At 53.5% G+C, this 16494-nt stretch carries 15 protein-coding genes; 8 read left to right on the top strand and 7 right to left on the bottom strand.

All coding sequences use genetic code 11. The annotated features are described in order from the left end of the window. Positions 1-31: 31 nt before the first annotated feature. Positions 32-406 carry a hypothetical protein gene (locus tag ACR0IV_RS19165; RefSeq protein ID WP_170624860.1) on the bottom strand — a complete coding sequence of 125 codons (375 nt, stop codon included), beginning with the start codon at positions 404-406 and terminating at the stop codon, positions 32-34. A 106-nt stretch (positions 407-512) separates the two neighbouring features. On the opposite strand from ACR0IV_RS19165, the gene ACR0IV_RS19160 reads away from it, so the two are divergent. Beyond that, entirely contained in the window at positions 513-1751 is a 1239-nt protein-coding gene (locus ACR0IV_RS19160) for a tetratricopeptide repeat protein (RefSeq protein WP_170624859.1), read from the top strand. A gap of 347 nt (positions 1752-2098) precedes the next feature. Here the strand turns inward: ACR0IV_RS19160 and ACR0IV_RS19155 are convergent, their stop codons facing one another. The 3 genes from ACR0IV_RS19155 to ACR0IV_RS19145 are packed head-to-tail and all read right to left on the bottom strand — an operon-like array spanning position 2099 to position 4802. Then, the gene (locus ACR0IV_RS19155; protein ID WP_170624858.1) at positions 2099-3079 is read right to left on the bottom strand and encodes a CobW family GTP-binding protein; all 981 of its coding nucleotides are present in this window, start codon (positions 3077-3079) and stop codon (positions 2099-2101) included. Positions 3080-3091: 12 nt separating this feature from the next. Next, positions 3092-4558 (bottom strand): guanitoxin biosynthesis MBL fold metallo-hydrolase GntH, encoded by a 1467-nt coding sequence (gene gntH, locus ACR0IV_RS19150; protein WP_480588556.1) that lies wholly within the window; start codon positions 4556-4558, stop codon positions 3092-3094. Between the two features lie 25 nt (positions 4559-4583). Further along, complete coding sequence (locus ACR0IV_RS19145; RefSeq protein ID WP_170624857.1) at positions 4584-4802, bottom strand: hypothetical protein; 219 nt, start codon at positions 4800-4802, stop codon at positions 4584-4586. A gap of 99 nt (positions 4803-4901) precedes the next feature. Between ACR0IV_RS19145 and ACR0IV_RS19140 the strand changes: the two genes are divergently transcribed. Next, the gene (locus ACR0IV_RS19140; protein WP_170624856.1) at positions 4902-6236 is read left to right on the top strand and encodes a tetratricopeptide repeat protein; all 1335 of its coding nucleotides are present in this window, start codon (positions 4902-4904) and stop codon (positions 6234-6236) included. A 184-nt stretch (positions 6237-6420) separates the two neighbouring features. Further along, a complete protein-coding gene (locus ACR0IV_RS19135; RefSeq protein WP_170417862.1) occupies positions 6421-7476 on the top strand; it encodes a tyrosine-type recombinase/integrase in 1056 nt (351 codons plus the stop codon). 54 nt (positions 7477-7530) lie between these two features. On the opposite strand, the gene ACR0IV_RS19130 is transcribed toward ACR0IV_RS19135, so the two are convergent. Together ACR0IV_RS19130 and ACR0IV_RS19125 are read right to left on the bottom strand one after the other, a co-directional pair. Next, positions 7531-7875 (bottom strand): type II toxin-antitoxin system RelE/ParE family toxin, encoded by a 345-nt coding sequence (locus ACR0IV_RS19130; RefSeq protein ID WP_170417859.1) that lies wholly within the window; start codon positions 7873-7875, stop codon positions 7531-7533. Continuing rightward, positions 7872-8129 carry a type II toxin-antitoxin system ParD family antitoxin gene (locus ACR0IV_RS19125; RefSeq protein WP_170417856.1) on the bottom strand — a complete coding sequence of 86 codons (258 nt, stop codon included), beginning with the start codon at positions 8127-8129 and terminating at the stop codon, positions 7872-7874. The genes ACR0IV_RS19130 and ACR0IV_RS19125 overlap by 4 nt, the downstream gene beginning before the upstream one ends. An 836-nt stretch (positions 8130-8965) precedes the next feature. Here ACR0IV_RS19125 and repA point away from each other — a divergent pair. The 5 genes from repA (at position 8966) to ACR0IV_RS19100 (ending at position 15606) form a co-directional block, all read left to right on the top strand. Next, entirely contained in the window at positions 8966-10150 is a 1185-nt protein-coding gene (gene repA / locus ACR0IV_RS19120; protein WP_170417853.1) for a plasmid partitioning protein RepA, read from the top strand. After that, a complete protein-coding gene (gene repB / locus ACR0IV_RS19115; protein ID WP_170417850.1) occupies positions 10150-11118 on the top strand; it encodes a plasmid partitioning protein RepB in 969 nt (322 codons plus the stop codon). The genes repA and repB overlap by 1 nt, the downstream gene beginning before the upstream one ends. A gap of 177 nt (positions 11119-11295) precedes the next feature. Then, positions 11296-12351: a helix-turn-helix domain-containing protein gene (locus tag ACR0IV_RS19110; protein ID WP_170417847.1), complete on the top strand. Its 1056-nt coding sequence runs from the start codon at positions 11296-11298 to the stop codon at positions 12349-12351. Positions 12352-12505: 154 nt separating this feature from the next. Next, positions 12506-13615 carry a Fic family protein gene (locus ACR0IV_RS19105; protein WP_170417844.1) on the top strand — a complete coding sequence of 370 codons (1110 nt, stop codon included), beginning with the start codon at positions 12506-12508 and terminating at the stop codon, positions 13613-13615. A gap of 329 nt (positions 13616-13944) precedes the next feature. After that, positions 13945-15606, top strand: coding sequence for a caspase family protein (locus tag ACR0IV_RS19100; protein WP_170417841.1), 1662 nt, complete (start codon positions 13945-13947; stop codon positions 15604-15606). 122 nt (positions 15607-15728) lie between these two features. On the opposite strand, the gene ACR0IV_RS19095 is transcribed toward ACR0IV_RS19100, so the two are convergent. Then, entirely contained in the window at positions 15729-16361 is a 633-nt protein-coding gene (locus tag ACR0IV_RS19095; protein WP_093037018.1) for a tyrosine-type recombinase/integrase, read from the bottom strand. Positions 16362-16494 lie beyond the last annotated feature (133 nt).

Here is a 16494-nt window from a genome sequence, read left to right as displayed (position 1 = left end):
TTGATCTCATCGGTATCCCTTCCCCTATGGATTACATCTTTCCTGCGCGCCGCAACGATTGGGTGATTTCATCCCGAAGACCATCCAGGGTATCGCGGATATCGCAGGCGAATTGATACAAGTGGCTTCCCGGCTCGATATTCATTGACAGAAACTCGTCACAAAGAAGCTGATAGTCGCGGCAGATCTCATCGAATTCCGTATCCACGAGCCGTAAATCCGCAATTGCGGATTGGTGATCGGGAAACAGGGTATCAAAAGCGTAACCGTCCAATTGCGATGGCTCATTCGATGGATCAACAAACTTCGCTGAGTTTTCCCCGAATTCACTTCTCACAAAAGGTTTATCGGGGCATAATACGGTGTAACCAATTGCGTAACTTTCTGAAAATATGGGATTATCCAAAAACACATCTACTCAATTGAATGAGAGCGGGTCACCTGCTCCCAAAGATGTGCGGGCGGCACTTCAGCGGCTTGTCAGGTCTTCGACTTTCGCGGGTTCACAGCGATTGCAGGACTTTCTGGTGTATGTGGTCGAAGAATCGCTCAACGGTCGAGCTGACGATATTCGTGCCAAGACCATCGCCATGGATGTTTATGGTGGGACCCTGTCAGAGATGTCGCGCCGTGAAAACGTCGTTCGGGTCGACGCCGGTCGCTTGCGTCGCAAGCTTGCCGAATTCTATGCCGGAGATGGTCTCGAAGAGGGCATGATATTCGACCTGCCAAAGGGCGGCTACGCTCCTGAGATTCTGGTCAGGTCGCCCGAGACGCTTCAACCTCCTCCGTTTGGGCTGGAAATCAGAGTAAACACTTGGCGTCGCCCTTTCGTTGGAGTTGCCGGCCTCTTCGTTCTAGCCTGTTTTGTAGTTGTTGTTGTGTTGCTATCGAAAAAACTAGCCGATCCAGTCGTTTCGCCAGTCGATGGCCTGAGTCGTGACGAGCGCAGCGCCATTTTTGATGCATCCCCTATGCGTCTTCAGGCTGTAAATCTAGCCAATACTGGTCGTGATCTAATCTTCCCGGCCTTGGAACCTGCGCGTATTGACGCGGCCTTAACCATATTCAAGGGGGCAATTGAAAACGACGACAGCTATTTCGGCGGCCATGCAGGCGCTGCGCAGGTCGCTGCGACAATTGCTGTGCTGACATCCGATGCCGACCTAGCCAAGGAAATGTTGAACTACGCCGACGCTCGGGCCAACAGGGCCATCGAGTTGGCCCCGGAAACGGGTTGGAGCCAGTCCGCAATGGCTTGGGTCAAGTTTGCAATGGGAAACTGGCCTGAGGCCATAGAATTTGCACAAAGAGCACAGCGTTTGGCACCACACGACGTACATGTGTTGGAGTTCGTGTCGCTGGTCCTGCTCTTTTCCGGTTCATTTGAACAAGTCGTAGAAATTAGCGAGGACGCACTCTCAAAAATCGAGCTAGAGCGGGGTTACGTGTTTCAGAACGCGATGGGGTCAGCAAAGTTTCATATGAAGGACTATGAAGGCGCCGTGTCAGCCTTTGAACGAGCAACGGAAAAAGGAGGCCCTGTCGGACCTGTATCCGTTGCTTACCTAATTGCGTCACATCAGATGATGGGCAATCAGGCTGAAGCTCGGACTCTATCGGAACAACTCTCACGCGATTGGCCTGACAGTCGCGTGGATGCGCTATTCGAGAAGCTTTTTGCAAATCCGAAACACGGGGAAGACCTTGGTAATGCAATGAGACAGGCCAGTTGGAAGCCACCAGGCTAGGAGCGTAAATCCAAACTTTGGCCGCTAGATTTGCTCTCAATGTCATCGAAACCGAATGCTCAGCAACTGCGCAATGCCTGATTCATGCGAAACAGACGATGTGAAATCGGCTTTCTATGTACCTTCCAACGGTCAAGTTAACCCTCTGGACGTCATGGTTGCTCTTAGCAAAGGTGCCCGTGCCTTGAGGGCTAGGTGTTCGAAGACACAAAGGTCAACCAGTTGGTTACGGGTCAGCCCGCGCGTGAGCGTGACCCATGCGCGAACCGCTTTTTCACAACAGGAGAATTCTGACGACTAGGGCTTCGAGCACACACCAGATCGACTTGCATGAATCCGACACGCAATCAGACTGGCTCGAGAAACACGTCCTCCAGCATACTCTCTGAAACCGCTCCAGGTGCTCCGATTGCAACCAGACGGGTTTCGGGCTTGCGGTTACCCCACGGCTCCTCTCTTGCAATGTCGACGCGTTTGCCGACGACTTGCACTACTACCCGATGGTCCGGATCCTCTTCGGATAGCACAAACCCTTTCACCCGGTAGACCTCGCCAGGCAAACGCTTGATCGCGTCACGCAGTCCGGACAAGGGGACGGGTCGTTCGGATTGCAAGAAGGTCGTCGTGAACTGGGCAGAATGGTCATGGTTCGGACAACCACAACCGGGACCATGTTCGTGATGATCTGGTACTTCGGTATCTAGCTGCTTGGCGGCAAAACGCCCCACCGACAGAAGGATGTCGAGCGGTACTTCAGCGTTAACGGCCTCCACAAGTCGGTAGCGACGGAATCTTGATCCAAGCCAGTCGTGAACCTTCTGAACAGTAGTACGGTCAACCAAATCAATCTTGTTGAGGATAACCATGTCAGAGAAGGCGATCTGGCGTAGTTTCAGCTCCATCTGCTCGGGCGCAGCAAATACTTGTTCAGCATCCACAAGGCACATGATGCTGTCCAAACGGATCATGTCCCGGAACCGTTGGTCAGTGAAAGTCATCGCAATCGACGAAGGGTCCGACACTCCACTTGCTTCAAGCACGATGTATTCCGGTTTTTCCGGGCGCGCGAGAACGGCCTCCACCGTTTCGATCAGGTCATCTCGGATCGAGCAGCATACGCAGCCATTCGCCAGACTCATTACGTCATCTTCAACACCTACCACGAGGTCGGCGTCCACGTTTATTGATCCAAAATCATTCACAAGAACGGCCACGCGCAATCCATGGTTGCCGGTCAGGATGCGGTTTAGAAGTGTTGTCTTACCGGCTCCTAGAAAGCCGGTAAGAATGGTGACTGGGACAGCAGCGGTCGAGCCAAACTCAATCATGGCACTCACCTCCTAGTCCTCGTCTCGCGGACCGATTACATCGGACACCTTGATCGTGAAGTTTTGGGGCCATTCCCCACCAGGCGCACGAAAGACATCTGACGGGTAGTATTCGCGCGGATCGATCTCCATATCCCGGTACTTCTGATCTTGTTGATCTGCGCGGGTGAGCCTTGGGTTCGGCAAGGTAACTTCGTCTGGAAGCTCAATGCGCCCGGCCTCTGCTGCCGCGGCCAGTTCGCGGAATGGCGGAACAGTTCCAGATTTTCCGGGCAACGCCGCCTTCCGGTACCAGATCGCATCTTTGGTAACGTTGACGACAGCCACATCAAGCCCCCATTGGAATAGTCCGTCGTAGTGAGCGCGAATGCCCGCCAGCATTTCAGCGTCGATATCCTCGTCCTGAGTGTAGTGTGTCACCATTCCCAGACGCGGCCTTGTATCAGCAAAGAGCTTGCCCACAGCATAGTGGGAGGTGTGATGTGTATCGATGGTGTAGTTGAACAGATCCTGTGGAATGCCGTATTTGTAGGTCATCAACTGACCAATATCCTGTCCCGACATTTCGGTTACAAAAACATCCACACCTTCGCCGTATTTCCGTGAAAGCTCATCCGGGCGACCATCGCCGGTCCATACAAAGCTCAGACCGTTCCAATCGAGCCGATACCCAACTGCGCCGTCCTTTGCATGACTGCGCGGCCAAGACCGAACAGTCACGCCGTCTTCGTCATAAACGATGCCACCTTCCTGGCGGAAATCGAATTCATTGACTTCGATCTCGTAGCCGTCCCCAATCGGGAAAACATCAAAGGCCTCCAAATGCCATTTGAGCATCTGTTGCATGCCTTTAACCATTCCAGCTGTGCCAAGTTCGGGTGTCCGACCAGAGGGACCATGGATGCGTAGTGGCGTGTAACCACCCGACCAGGCACGGAATGGGTATATATAGGGAATATCGGCGTAGTGGTCGACATGAAGGTGAGAGATGAAGATGTCGTTGATCAGCTGCCCCGGCACTTGCATGGCAATGATATTGCGCACACAACCGGATCCAAAATCGAAGAAGAACCTTTTTCCGTTACCCAGCTCGACCATAATACAGGTGCCCGCCTGATCTTCGCGCGGCGGATAGGGTGTTGAACCACAGAATGAGATGCGCATCTCATCTGGCCCCAACTCCTCACTCAGTGGAAAATAGTTCGCGTTTGAACCAGTCATGTACTTCGTAGGACGGAAGTACTCCGGCAAAGATATGCCGCCTGCGGGTCGACCACCATATGGGTTTTTGAGTGTTTCTCCTAGAGGGCCGTCTCCTTCGTGGGCCTCGGCGCTTCCTGCCGCAAACCCAGCTGCCCCTGTCGCAGCCGCTCCAGTAGCCAAGCCCTTTAGAACACTCCGCCGCGACGGGTCTTCAATTTGGTCTGACGCCTGAGCCTGTTTGTCGTCCTGGTCTTTTCTATTGTCTTCCTTGGTCATGGATCGGTCCTCAGTTAAAAGTATCTCACAGTTTGCGCTTCAATATCCGGCGAAGCTCGTTGATGAGTTCAGATTTGATGTGGGCCCATTCGGCGCGCTCTGAGGCCGTGATCGATGCGTCTTTCGAAAACGCAGATGCTTTCTTCAGGTCTTCGATGACCTCGCCGAGAAGCGCGTCCGTTTCAATGTGCCTCGACAGCACATCGGAAAGTTCTGGAATTTCTTCAATCAGGTCCACCGTCACTGGAAAAATCCCGACACCCACTATCTATTCTCAAATCAAGATGAGTGCGGTTGACCGCAAAGGCCAAGTGAGTCACCGTGAGTTGGGGGTGAGTTGACATTGAACAAATCCAACGAATTGCCAATAAATCAACATGTTGGACAGCCTTCTCCGGAGCTCATCCGGGAAGCTCTGAATCAAATTGTATCAAGTGAAGGGTTTCAAGCCTCGCCCCGCCTGAAGCAATTTCTAACCTATATAGTAGAGGAATCTTTATCGGGTCGAAGCGATCAGATCCGAGGTAAAGCTATCGCTGTGGAGGTCTATGAGCGTCGCATTGATGGCACTGGCAGTCAAAACCTCGTTCGCGTCGAAGCCAGGCGGCTGCGTCGACTGCTACACGCGTTTTACGAAGATCACTGGGACGGTGAAGGTGTTCGCATTTTTGTCGACCCCGGCGGATACAAGCCTCGGTTTTCATACGAACCTACAATCGAAAACCGCGCGTCAGGTACTTGTGACAGCGATGAGCCTGATGGGTGGCGGCGTTCGCTGAAACTGCTGCCAGCCGGACTGGGTGTTCTTGCATTAGTCGCTGTGCTTGGAATCTGGATGAGCCAGGATAACAGGGAGGTTGTGCCAACAACTCGATCCATCGAACAAGCAGAACGTGTGGCGCTTGGCGAACAATCGTTGACAAGACTCCAGGCAGCCAATCTTGCGGATCAAGCCCGCGGCATGCTTTTCCCCGTTTTTGATGTCAAGCGTCAGCAAATAGCGCTGGGAATGTTCCAGCACGCGATGGAACTCGACCCGGCTCTGTCCGACGGCTATGCTGGATCAGCGCAGGTCCTTGCGATCCTGGCGGTGTTGTCACCGGATGAAGCACAAAGGGATTATCTCTTCAATCAAGCCTCAGAAATGTCTGGAAAAGCACTTGAGTTATCTCCAACCGACGCGTGGGCAAACAGCGTAAATGGTTGGGTGCTGGCTGTCAAAGACCAGCCAAACGAGGCATTGAAATACGCAAGAATGTCAGTCGAACTGGCGCCAAAGGATGGCCATATTCTCGACCTTACAGGCATCACTGCTATCATGGCCAATGCCCCTGCACTCGCCGCCGAAGTTAGCAATCCAGAAAGACCCAGATCAGGATCTGGCCGCTTTGGCGCAAGAAACATTTGGGGCGTGTCGCAACTTATGCTCGGGAACTACGAAAATGTTGTCGATGCCTTTCAGGGCGCACCAGCCGCTGGTGATCCTGTCAGCGCTCCTTCCCTATTATTCCAAGCTGTTGCACAGGATCAGTTGGGAAATTCGGGAGAGGCACAACGCCTCGTAAACGAGATGCGCAAAACTTGGCCCGAGTTTCCGTCTGAGTTTCTCGCCGACAGGATTTTTCAAAACGACGACGCAACTCGCAATGCAGTTTTCGAAACATTGAAAAAGTACTGACAAATCCAGCCGCGCGCAACTCATCGAAAAAATGATGCTTTGCACGGCTCCATCCGCTTAATGTGCAATTCCATATCTTTTTGCTCACAACATTTCCAGTTTCAGCTTTCATCAAATAAACACGATAAGTATCCCTTATCAAGTATAATTGATTTTGCGGGAAAATGGGCGCAGAGTGGGCCGTATGAGCACCCCTGAGCCCTATCTCCCCGCCCCCTCCCCTGCCCTGTCGCAGTCTGACCAGGACGCCCTGACCGATCTCTATGTCCGCGGCACACCCGCCAACACGCTCAGGGCCTATGAGCGCGATTTGCTCTATGTAACGGCCTGGAAGGCAGCACGGTTCGGAGTGCCGTTGGACTGGCCCGAGAGCGAGGCCACAGCGCTGGCCTTCATTCTCGATCACGCCCGCGATCTGGGAGATGCCGCGCCCGAGGATGTCGCGCGTCAGAGTGCCGAGATGTTGATCGCGCAAGGGCTACGCAAGTCCCTCGCCTGCCCGGCCCCTTCTACGCTGGACCGGCGCATCGCCTCCTGGCTGGCCTTTCATCGAATGAAGAACCTGACCAGCCCTTTTGATGCGCCGCAGGTGAAGCAGGCCCGTGCCAAGGCGCGCCGCGCCGCCGCCCGGCCCCCTGCCCCAAAATCGCAGCAACCGATTACCCGCGATGTGCTCGAGCAGTTGCTGTCCACTTGTCGGGGGTCCCGGCGGGATTGCCGCGACCGCGCCATCTTGATGCTGGGTTGGGCTTCGGGTGGTAGACGGCGCTCGGAGATCACCGGGTTGATGTTTGAAGACGTCTCGCTGAAGGAGTTCGACGAGAAAAGCCTGGTTTGGATTTCACTGCTGGAGACCAAGACGACAACCAAAGGTGAAACGCCGCGGCTGGTGTTGAAAGGCCGCGCAGCCCAAGCGCTGGCCCATTGGATCGAGGTGGGTGAGATTCAGGACGGCCCCTTGTTCCGGCCTGTTTCAAAAGCCGATCGGGTGTTAACCCGCCGCCTCAGCCCGGATGCCATCGCGCAGATCGTCAAGCGTCGGGCGAAACTGGCGGGCCTGCCGGACGGGTTCGCTTCCCCCCATGGGCTGCGCTCGGGCTTCCTGACCCAGGCCGCGCTGGACGGCGCCCCGATCCAGGCCGCGATGCGCCTCTCCCTGCATCGCTCCATGGCCCAGGCGCAGAAATACTACGACGATGTGGACATCGCGGATAACCCGGCGACTGATCTACTGGGGTGAGTAGTTACTGACTATTTAATAATCCCCGCTTGAGGGAAACTCCGGCTGCTGTGCCTATGTCTTGTTTCCTGTCGCATCTGTTAACGTGGCCAGCGCGGAAACATGTCGCGGCAGATCGCAACGGGAATGCAGGATATCAACAATGATCACCGCGTCCGGCTGATCCAGATAAACCAGGAAATGCTCTCCTGCGCGCACATATCTGAGATCCGCCGCCTCTTCGACCAATATAGAACAACTTCGGCTGGCCACCCTGCCCTCTGTGATGGCCTGACAGCGCGCTATTAGTTCTTGTTCATAAAGATCGGCTTGATGCGATCCAAACTTGTCGATGGTCCATCGGGCAATTTCCACCAGGCTGGATTCAGCGCGGCGTGTCAGTCGAAAGGGTCTGGTCACGCCTTGGCTCGTGCCCTTGCAAAGGCACGACGGATCGCATCCGAACCCCTGCCTTCTGCCAAATCTCCGGCCTGAGCCTGCGCTACACCCTCCTGCAAGCCTTGTTTGAGAGACTCCAGCCCCGCTTCTTCCCGCTCCAAAAGCCGAAGGCCGGCGCGCAACGCTTCACTGGCGTTCTGATATCGACCGGACGCAACCAGATTCTGCACCAGTTGATCCTGCGATTCTGTAAGTACAACATTGCGGGTTACCATGGCGTAAGCCTCCTTTTTGGCAATATATGCCAACGAGACCGTCTGTTCAACGATTGAGGAGCCCAAAATCACTAATTCGAGCAAGCTGGTTTTATGGACGCTAATGGGACGTGAACACACGGATCATGTCTGTGATCCCATATGAATCCAATGACGGTAGAGACTTGCGTCAAAAGCCGCGCCGCGCAAGCACAGCTGCACTGGATCGAGGACAGTTCCGTGTTCCGTCGCAACTTACAGGCGCACAATTCCCGAAACCCCGCCCTCACGGTATGCCATTTCTTGGGCAATTGGCGAGCGGCTGACTCTAGCCGGAATGTTCGCGTGTTTTCCTCTGCGCACGGGCTGAGCTCGGTGTATCTGACCCAGATCGCCATGCCATTCTCACCGCATCGTACTCCCGTACTGGCGCAGAAGTATTGTTACGAAGTTGGTATCGCAGAAAACTCGATAACGAAATTGTTGGTGAGAGAATTTGACCAATCAGCTCAACTAGCTCCCTGCCCTTCCCAATTGCGCAATTTGCGCCAAAAGCCGTTCGGCCTTCACTCCAACTCCATGCTAGAGGCGTTCTACTCAAAGCGGAGCATAGGGAGGAGTTTTACAGGAATGCCTTCGCATGCCTACGTTAGAACTTCATCGACTGAAAGAACCCATGATCCCGCTCAACCGAGTTTACAACTGTAAACCACCCTGCTCTGATGCAAAGCGTATGTAGTCCTCCGCGTTGGAAAACCTACAATATAGGCGAAAATCCTTGACTTAGTGCTATGAATCACGGCTGTTTATCTCAAGTGGCGCAAAAATGACCACATTCTTTAATTTGAGGCAACTACATGATTCCCGTGACACCACTTGCGGCAGAAAGACCATCGGCACTCGCCACGGAAATATCTGAGAGATTAAACTCGGCTATCCGGGAACATCTACTTGCTGCATTTGCCCCCGACAACACCAAATCACTGCGAAATTTTGCAGCGCCAGAAGCTGCTGAACTCTTAGGAGTCTCAGGTCAATTCATGCGCAAAGTCCACGCAGAGGGAACGATTCCTGAACCGAATGACGTACGCAGCGGTAGGCGTTACTATACTGCCCAAGAACTTTGGGAGGCTCGCGAAACGCTTGAGAAAACCTCACGCAAAAAAGGGCGCTATGTCCCTCGCCGGACTGAAGGAGAAAAGCTCCAAGTCTGGCAGTTGATGAACTTCAAAGGCGGCAGCAGTAAGAGCACCACAACAATTCACTTGGCTCACTATTTTGCGCTTCGCGGTTACCGTGTGCTGGCTGTTGATCTGGATCCTCAAGGCTCTCTTACATCCATGTGCGGCATAAGCCCCGAAATAGAGTTTGACGGGCTGACGATTTACGATGCTATTCGATATGAAGATCCGGTAGATATGGCGGACGTCGTGCTTCCGACGTACTTCCCCGGTCTCTCTGTGGCTCCGTCACGGCTTGTTCTTTCCGAATTTGAGACAGAATCTGCCGTTCACTCCAACCCAGACCATCCGTTCTTTACAAGAATACGGAATGCCCTGGCCCAGGTGGAAGGAGATTTTGACCTTGTTCTGATTGATAGCCCACCTCAGCTAGGATTCTTGACAATTGCTGGGATGGCGGCCGCCAGTTCATTGCTTGTGCCACTTACACCTTCGATGCTGGACGTGTCTTCGACGGCTCAATTTCTCGAACTCGCTGGTGCTTACATGGCAGTCATTGAAGATGCCGGCGCTACGCTCGAATACGACAACTTCAAATTCCTGATAACGCGTGACGAGCCAACAGACGTACCGTCTCAACAACTGGCTTCGTTCATGCGGGCACTGTTTCAGGATCGCGTTATGTCAGCCACAGCCCTCAAAAGCACCGCGGTCAGTGACGCCACAATGCTCAAACAATCAATTTACGAAGTCGTGCGGTCAGAAATGACACGCGCAACTTATGATCGGGCAAAGAACTCAATGGATGCGATCGGCTCTGAGGTAGAGCAAATGATCCATCAAGCATGGGGACGCAGCTAATGGCTAGAAAGTCGCTTCAGGAGATGTCGGGGATCGCAAACACCATCGCGCGCTCTGGCCCCAAGGCCATCGATAAAACTCCAAAACCCAATGCCCCTGCTCTTGGTGCGCTTCAGGGCTCTCTTGCCGCAATCAGGGAAATTGACCCTGCTCTGATCGACGACTGGGGGCCTGCCGATAGGCTCGGTGAGTTTACAGCTGTAAACATTGACGAAGAAGACGATAGTTTTGAAAGCTTGATGTCGAGTATACAAGACGGTGGCCAACAAGTTCCCATTCTTGTCAGAAGATCGAAATCCGACGGTCGATACGAGGCAATTTATGGACGGAGGAGGCTCAAAGCCTGTCGTGAACTTGGTATTAAAGTCCGCGCCAATGTTCAGGATATCGACGATGCTTCAGCGCTTCTCGCCAAAGGGCTTGAGAATGCTGCGAGGCGCAATCTTTCCTTCTACGAGAAAGCACGTTTCGCCGAGGCGATCCTGACTTCCGGGCATGACACGGCAACGGTGCGGCAAGTATTGAACGTTTCGAAATCAGGGCTGTCTCACCTGACAAAAATTACGCAACATGTTCCTGCAAAGATTGGTGACATGATCGGCGCAGCCCCAAAATCAGGCCGCCCAAAATGGACCGTGCTTGCAGAGCACTTCGTTGCAGGCAAGCTAGCGGAAGATGAAGCTGCAAATCTTCTTGCAACCATTGAGCCATCGATGTCGTCAGATGATCGGCTGGAAATGCTCCTAAAAGCAGCTGCCAAACGCGGTGCAAGACAAAGAGAAGGTGCAGCCGAACTCAACCCAATCGAAGGCGTTACAATCAAATCTACCAACGGATCACTAACTGTTTCGGTCAAAAGGACCGGAGCTAACGCTGGCTTCGCTAGCTGGTTGGACGAAAACATGGCTGAAATCATTAAGCGCTCACACGCTGAGTTTACAGCTGTAAACGCCAAGAAAAAGAACTGAGGACGAGCAGAAAGGAGGAAGGCAAACAAACAAAACCCCCGAAACCGGAGCTTCGAGGGCTGCTGCGCAAAGCGCAATTCTTAGATTAGACACCTAGAATCTAGCAGCACCCGAATCGCCACACAAGAAAAAACGCTCTTGAGCGAACGGGTAATTTTTGTCTGCCGATAGATAATCATGAAAACACTAACAGCATTGGCTCCAATTGGAGCGACCTTGTCGGGAACGGCAGGGCAGGGGAACAGTACGCCCAAAAAATGGATACTTCTTCGCGCCGTTGAAGAGGCCAGAGAACCTCTTGGGTTAAAATCCACAACTCTCAATGTCCTGAGAGCGATGGTTTCCTTTATGGGCGGTGATCAGATTGCTGCGGACCAGGATGATCATCACATCTGTTTCGCGTCCAACGCGGCGATAGCCAAACGAACTCATGTCAGCGTGCAGACAGTTGAGCGTCATATCTCGACGCTGGTGGACCTTGGACTTATCCGCCGCGTCATGAGCGCAAACGGTAAGCGATGGGCGCGCCGGGATCGCCAGGGCAGGGTGGTCACCGCAACTGGGCTCTCCTTGATGCCTTTGTCTGAACGGCACGCTGAGTTCATTCAGGAAGCCCAGAGGCATGCTGATCGCGTTCTCGAGTTCACTGTACTCCGTGACAAAGTTTCCGCCGCTCTGGCGCGCCTTAAGGAACTCGTAGCAAATGACACCGCGATCTCTGATTTGGTGACCACCGTACGCAATGCTCTGCGTCGCAAACCAGATGCGAATGTACTCAGCGAGCTGTTGGCAGAAATCTCTGTGGAAATCTCCGAGATAACACAGACTGATACAGAAAATTTGAGGGCCAGTGACAGTGAAATTGAGGGGCACAAAGAGGACTCTTTGAATCCGGAAGTTAAGAAAGAAAAGCTTTCTCAGATTCAGGTTTCTCCAGACCAAATGGAGCGCAGTTTTCCACGGCTATGCTCAGAACTACGCTTTGCAAAAGATCAGCACCACTGTGATCGGCTTATGGATGATATCGCCGAGTATCTACGGCTTGGCCAAACCTGGTATGCAATGAAATCAACTTTTGGCCCAGCTATTCGCTTCATTGTTCTCGGATACATCTTTCAACGTGCTGAGAACATACAATCTCCAGGGGCTTACCTGATTTCGTTGCTGGCCAAGATCGAAAAGGGCGAATTGTCTCCAAAGGCAATGCTCTCGCGGACATCCAATGCTACGTAAATTTGGGGAAACAGGATGAAATTTACCGTTTTCAGATTACACCTCCAAGTGATGACTGGATCGAAGGGTCTGAAAAAGGTGAGCTATAGGATTGACCTCTATAAATCACGCAACCATAAATAGTGAGTTATAGAAAGGAAGCTTATACCTCACGATGTGGAACTGGCAGAACCCTGACTGGCCTACCTTTCGTTACGACGCCGCAAGACTCGAACCATACGAGCAACAGTTCCTGTTGTCCTCAGGGGAAGTTCTTGGAGCGGTTCATCATGTGAACACATCGGATCGAGATCAATTGCGTATCGACCTGCTAAGCGAAGAAGCAATGAAGACCAGCGCGATCGAAGGTGAGATGCTGGATCGTCTCAGCGTGCAATCTTCCTTGCGCCGACATCTTGGACTGGCTCCCGACAGCTATCCATCCAAACCGCGCGAGCAGGGCGTTTCTGAAATGATGGTGGATGTTTATTCCAACTATTCGGAACCACTGTCACACGACACCCTGTTTCGGTGGCATGACATGCTTCTGTCCCATGACAGGCATCTGGAAACGATTGGATCATACCGGAGCCATGAGGATGCGATGCAAATCGTCTCAGGCAGGCTCGACCGCCCAACGGTGCATTTCGAAGCTCCACCTTCACATCAGGTTCCGGCTGAAATGGACCAGTTCGTAGCCTGGTTCAACCGGACCGCACCGGATGGTCCCGAACCATTGCGCGCACTGATCCGGGCCGGTTTGAGCCATCTGTATTTCGAGAGCATTCATCCCTTTGAGGACGGCAATGGCCGGTTGGGTAGGGCGCTGGCTGAAAAGTCCTTGGCCCAGAATATCGGTCAGCCAAGTCTGATTGCCCTTGCTTTCACGATCGAGCGAGAGCGGAAGGCTTACTACGACCAACTCGAACGCCATCAAAAGACGCTGGAAGTCACACCGTGGCTCGTCTGGTTTGCCGAAACTGTCCTTACAGCACAGCAGGTGACGCTTGAGCGGGTTGGTTTCTTTATTTCCAAGACGCACTTCTATGATCGGTACCGTGATCAGTTCAACACTCGCCAAAGCAAGGTAATCGCCCGTTTGTTCAAGGCTGGGCCGGATGGGTTCACAGGGGGATTGAGCGCTGAGAACTATATCTCGATCACGGGAACATCGCGCGCCACAGCAACGCGGGATCTCCAGAACCTGGTAGAGAAGGGCGCTTTGATCCGAACGGGTGAACTCCGGTACACGCGATATTGGTTAAAGCTAGATCGGGACGGGTAGGGGGCTGAAGTACGGCACGAAGCGCGGGAAGTGGAAGTTCGCTGCAGTCGCTACGCATGCTCGCAGGAAATGCGGAAGCTGACGTTTAGATAGCTTCCCAAGCGAGCATCTTTCTGTCCCGCCGCAAGGCGGCTCCGAGTTCGTACTTCATATGAATGGTCCATGCCGAAACTGGCGCAATGGGCGGGAAACGAACCTTCGTCGTGTCAATCCCGAACTCCGCTATGCGGCCTAAGCCGAGCTAGAGCTTGTCCACGCCGGTCATATTGATTGAATTCCGAAAGTGTGGAAACGTTCATATGGTAGACGCGTTAACGGCGATATTTCACATGAAGCGTATCCTGTTCTCAGTTGTGTTTTGTTTTCTGCCTGCGATGGTGCTGGCGGACAAAGTTGCCTTGGTAATTGGCAATGCGAACTACCAACATGTCAGCAATCTCAAAAACCCGTCGAATGATGCGATCGACATTGCAGAGGCATTGCGCAGGATCGGGTTTGAGGTCACAACAGGTCTTGATCTGGATTACCGCGACATGCGCCTTGCCATACGTGACTTTGGAGAAAAGGCAAAAAACGCCGAGTCGGTCATCGTATACTTCGCCGGCCACGGCATCGAGTTGGACAACACGAACTTCCTGATCCCTGTCAGTGCGGAACTGCGGAGCGACCGTGACATCGAACTCGAGGCAATCCGCCTCAACACATTGATTAGCTCCATCGCGGGCGCACCCGGCTTGAAGATCGTGTTGGTTGACGCCTGCCGCAACAATCCATTCCTCGCGACTATGGAGCGCACAAACAGCACCCGCTCAATTGGACGCGGACTTGCACGTATCGATCCGGGAGGTGTGTTGGTTGGATATGCTGCAAGGAGCGGAACGCTGGCGCTTGACGGCGATGGCCGCAACAGCCCCTATGCTCAGGCTCTGCTCAACCACATCGAGGAACCCGGACTTGAGATTGGCAAGTTGTTTCGGCGAGTCCGCGACAGGGTTTACACTCTGACAGAAGGCTATCAGGAGCCATTTACTTATGGCTCGCTTCCCGCCAGAGACATTTTTCTTGTTCCAGATGCGGCTGCAGGCTCGACGCCAGAGGAAGAAATTGAGCGTGTCGAAGACCAGATTTATGCGGACTTTGAACTTGCGCGTTCGCTCGGAAGGCTTGATGCGATCGAGATGTTTCTGGAGCGATACGAAGGCGAAAGGGATCATTTTGCAGTCGCGCTCGCCCTTTCGTTGCGGGACGACTTGCTTGCTGAGCACCAGAAGGACGAAGTGCCGGGCAACAGTAGTACTGCGCGAGACAAAGTAGCAGCTCTTGTGCCGACATCGCCTCAAAGCGCGAAGGATGATACAGAGACGCGCAGCCTGATCCGTGATATACAAACTGAGCTAAATCGCGTTGGCTGCAGCGCTGGCACAGCGGACGGTGTTGCGGGCCCACGCACGAGATCTGCTTTCTCTCGGTATATCAGCGCTAGAGAGAATCTTGGACTGACGCCTGAGAGCCTCGAGACCAGTGAAACTCTTGCCGCACTTCGAGGAGAGCAAGGAAGAGTCTGTAATCAGTTGGTCGCGCCGTCTTTCGCGACTTTTGATGGTGACTACATTGTCTTAATCAGACGCAGATGGGACGATGATTATTGGCAAACAACCAGTCGGCCCGACAAGGCCTATTTCCCCGGAAAAATCGAGCCACTTGCAGCCTTGCGCATCAATCGCAATGGAGACAAGCTGACCTTGCTATCTGCCCAAGGCTTTGCGGCCGAAGGGCCTTGGTTTAGGGACTTCACTGGCAAATTCGATGACTCCGGTCAGTTGAAATTGCGCTTCACATTGAGTTCGCATTTCGGGCAGGCGACACCCTATAAGGTCAATATAAGCGTCAAACTGCCCGAAGGACTTTCGCCAGGAAGAAGGCTTGTCTACGAGCCGCGCAGGATTGACGGGCAGTTTTTTCTGAATTTTCTAATACGCCGTGTCAGTTGAAACTTTAAAGCGATGTCCTTGCCTGCTCCGCAAGAAGACCGTCGCTCTGGGCTCCTCGTCGCTGTTCGCCGCAGATTTCGCCAAGGTCTTGTTTGGGCCGTCCGCGAAGACGGCCCAAGTTGTTAGATTTCAATGGCCTCTGCGATCGCAAGCGCATCTTCCAGCTCAACACCGAGATACCGGACGGTGCTGTCCATCTTGGTGTGCCCAAGTAGCAGCTGGACCGCCCGCAGGTTGCCGGTCTTCTTGTAGATCTGTGTGACTTTTGTCCTCCGCATCGAATGCGTTCCGTATGCACTGGCCTCCAGACCGATCGACGTGACCCAATCCCGGACGATCCGGGCGTACTGGCGTGTCGAGATGTGCAAGCGTTCATGGAAACGACCCGGCCATAGGTACTCCGAGCCGACCATGAGCTCATCTTCCATCCACTTTTCAACCGAGGCGCGTGTGCCTTCGGAGATTTCAAAACGAACCGGCTTCTGCGTTTTGCTTTGCAACACCGAAGCTCGTTCCTTGATCTGGCCGGACGCCATCACGTCGACGACTTTCATCTTCACGAGATCGCAGCCACGCAGTTTGCTGTCGATTGCCATATTGAACAGCGCCAGGTCCCGATGGTTCTCGGCGAGTTCAAGTCGAACACGGATTGCCCAGACGTGTTTTGGTTTCAGTGGCCGTTTTTGCCCAACGATGCGCCCTTTGTTCCAAGCCGGGCGAAGCGCACGAATGGCCGGTAAGTTTGGTGTTTCCATGACTGATCCTCCGATCCGCCATGCCCTCCCACAACGACAACCTGACGTTGACGATGCCTCCATATCACGGGATGCTGCGTCGCATCCGAGGTCGGGGCTGAGCCCAAATTGACCAATTCTGTCGTCAGGATCA

The sequence above is a fragment of the Ruegeria sp. C2 genome (assembly GCF_056537765.1).
The sequence above is the reverse complement of the archived record's forward strand: the minus strand, read 5'-3'. Positions and strand labels throughout refer to the sequence as shown.

What these genes read in the sequence shown, in the direction of transcription:
- ACR0IV_RS19095 (WP_093037018.1), bottom strand. Translation starts at nt 16,361, where the DNA reads ATGGAAACACCAAACTTACCGGCCATTCGTGCGCTTCGCCCGGCTTGG.
- ACR0IV_RS19135 (WP_170417862.1), top strand. Translation starts at nt 6,421, where the DNA reads ATGAGCACCCCTGAGCCCTATCTCCCCGCCCCCTCCCCTGCCCTGTCG.
- ACR0IV_RS19110 (WP_170417847.1), top strand. Translation starts at nt 11,296, where the DNA reads ATGAAAACACTAACAGCATTGGCTCCAATTGGAGCGACCTTGTCGGGA.
- repB (WP_170417850.1), top strand. Translation starts at nt 10,150, where the DNA reads ATGGCTAGAAAGTCGCTTCAGGAGATGTCGGGGATCGCAAACACCATC.
- ACR0IV_RS19155 (WP_170624858.1), bottom strand. Translation starts at nt 3,079, where the DNA reads ATGATTGAGTTTGGCTCGACCGCTGCTGTCCCAGTCACCATTCTTACC.
- gntH (WP_480588556.1), bottom strand. Translation starts at nt 4,558, where the DNA reads ATGACCAAGGAAGACAATAGAAAAGACCAGGACGACAAACAGGCTCAG.
- ACR0IV_RS19125 (WP_170417856.1), bottom strand. Translation starts at nt 8,129, where the DNA reads ATGGTAACCCGCAATGTTGTACTTACAGAATCGCAGGATCAACTGGTG.
- ACR0IV_RS19100 (WP_170417841.1), top strand. Translation starts at nt 13,945, where the DNA reads ATGAAGCGTATCCTGTTCTCAGTTGTGTTTTGTTTTCTGCCTGCGATG.
- ACR0IV_RS19105 (WP_170417844.1), top strand. Translation starts at nt 12,506, where the DNA reads ATGTGGAACTGGCAGAACCCTGACTGGCCTACCTTTCGTTACGACGCC.
- repA (WP_170417853.1), top strand. Translation starts at nt 8,966, where the DNA reads ATGATTCCCGTGACACCACTTGCGGCAGAAAGACCATCGGCACTCGCC.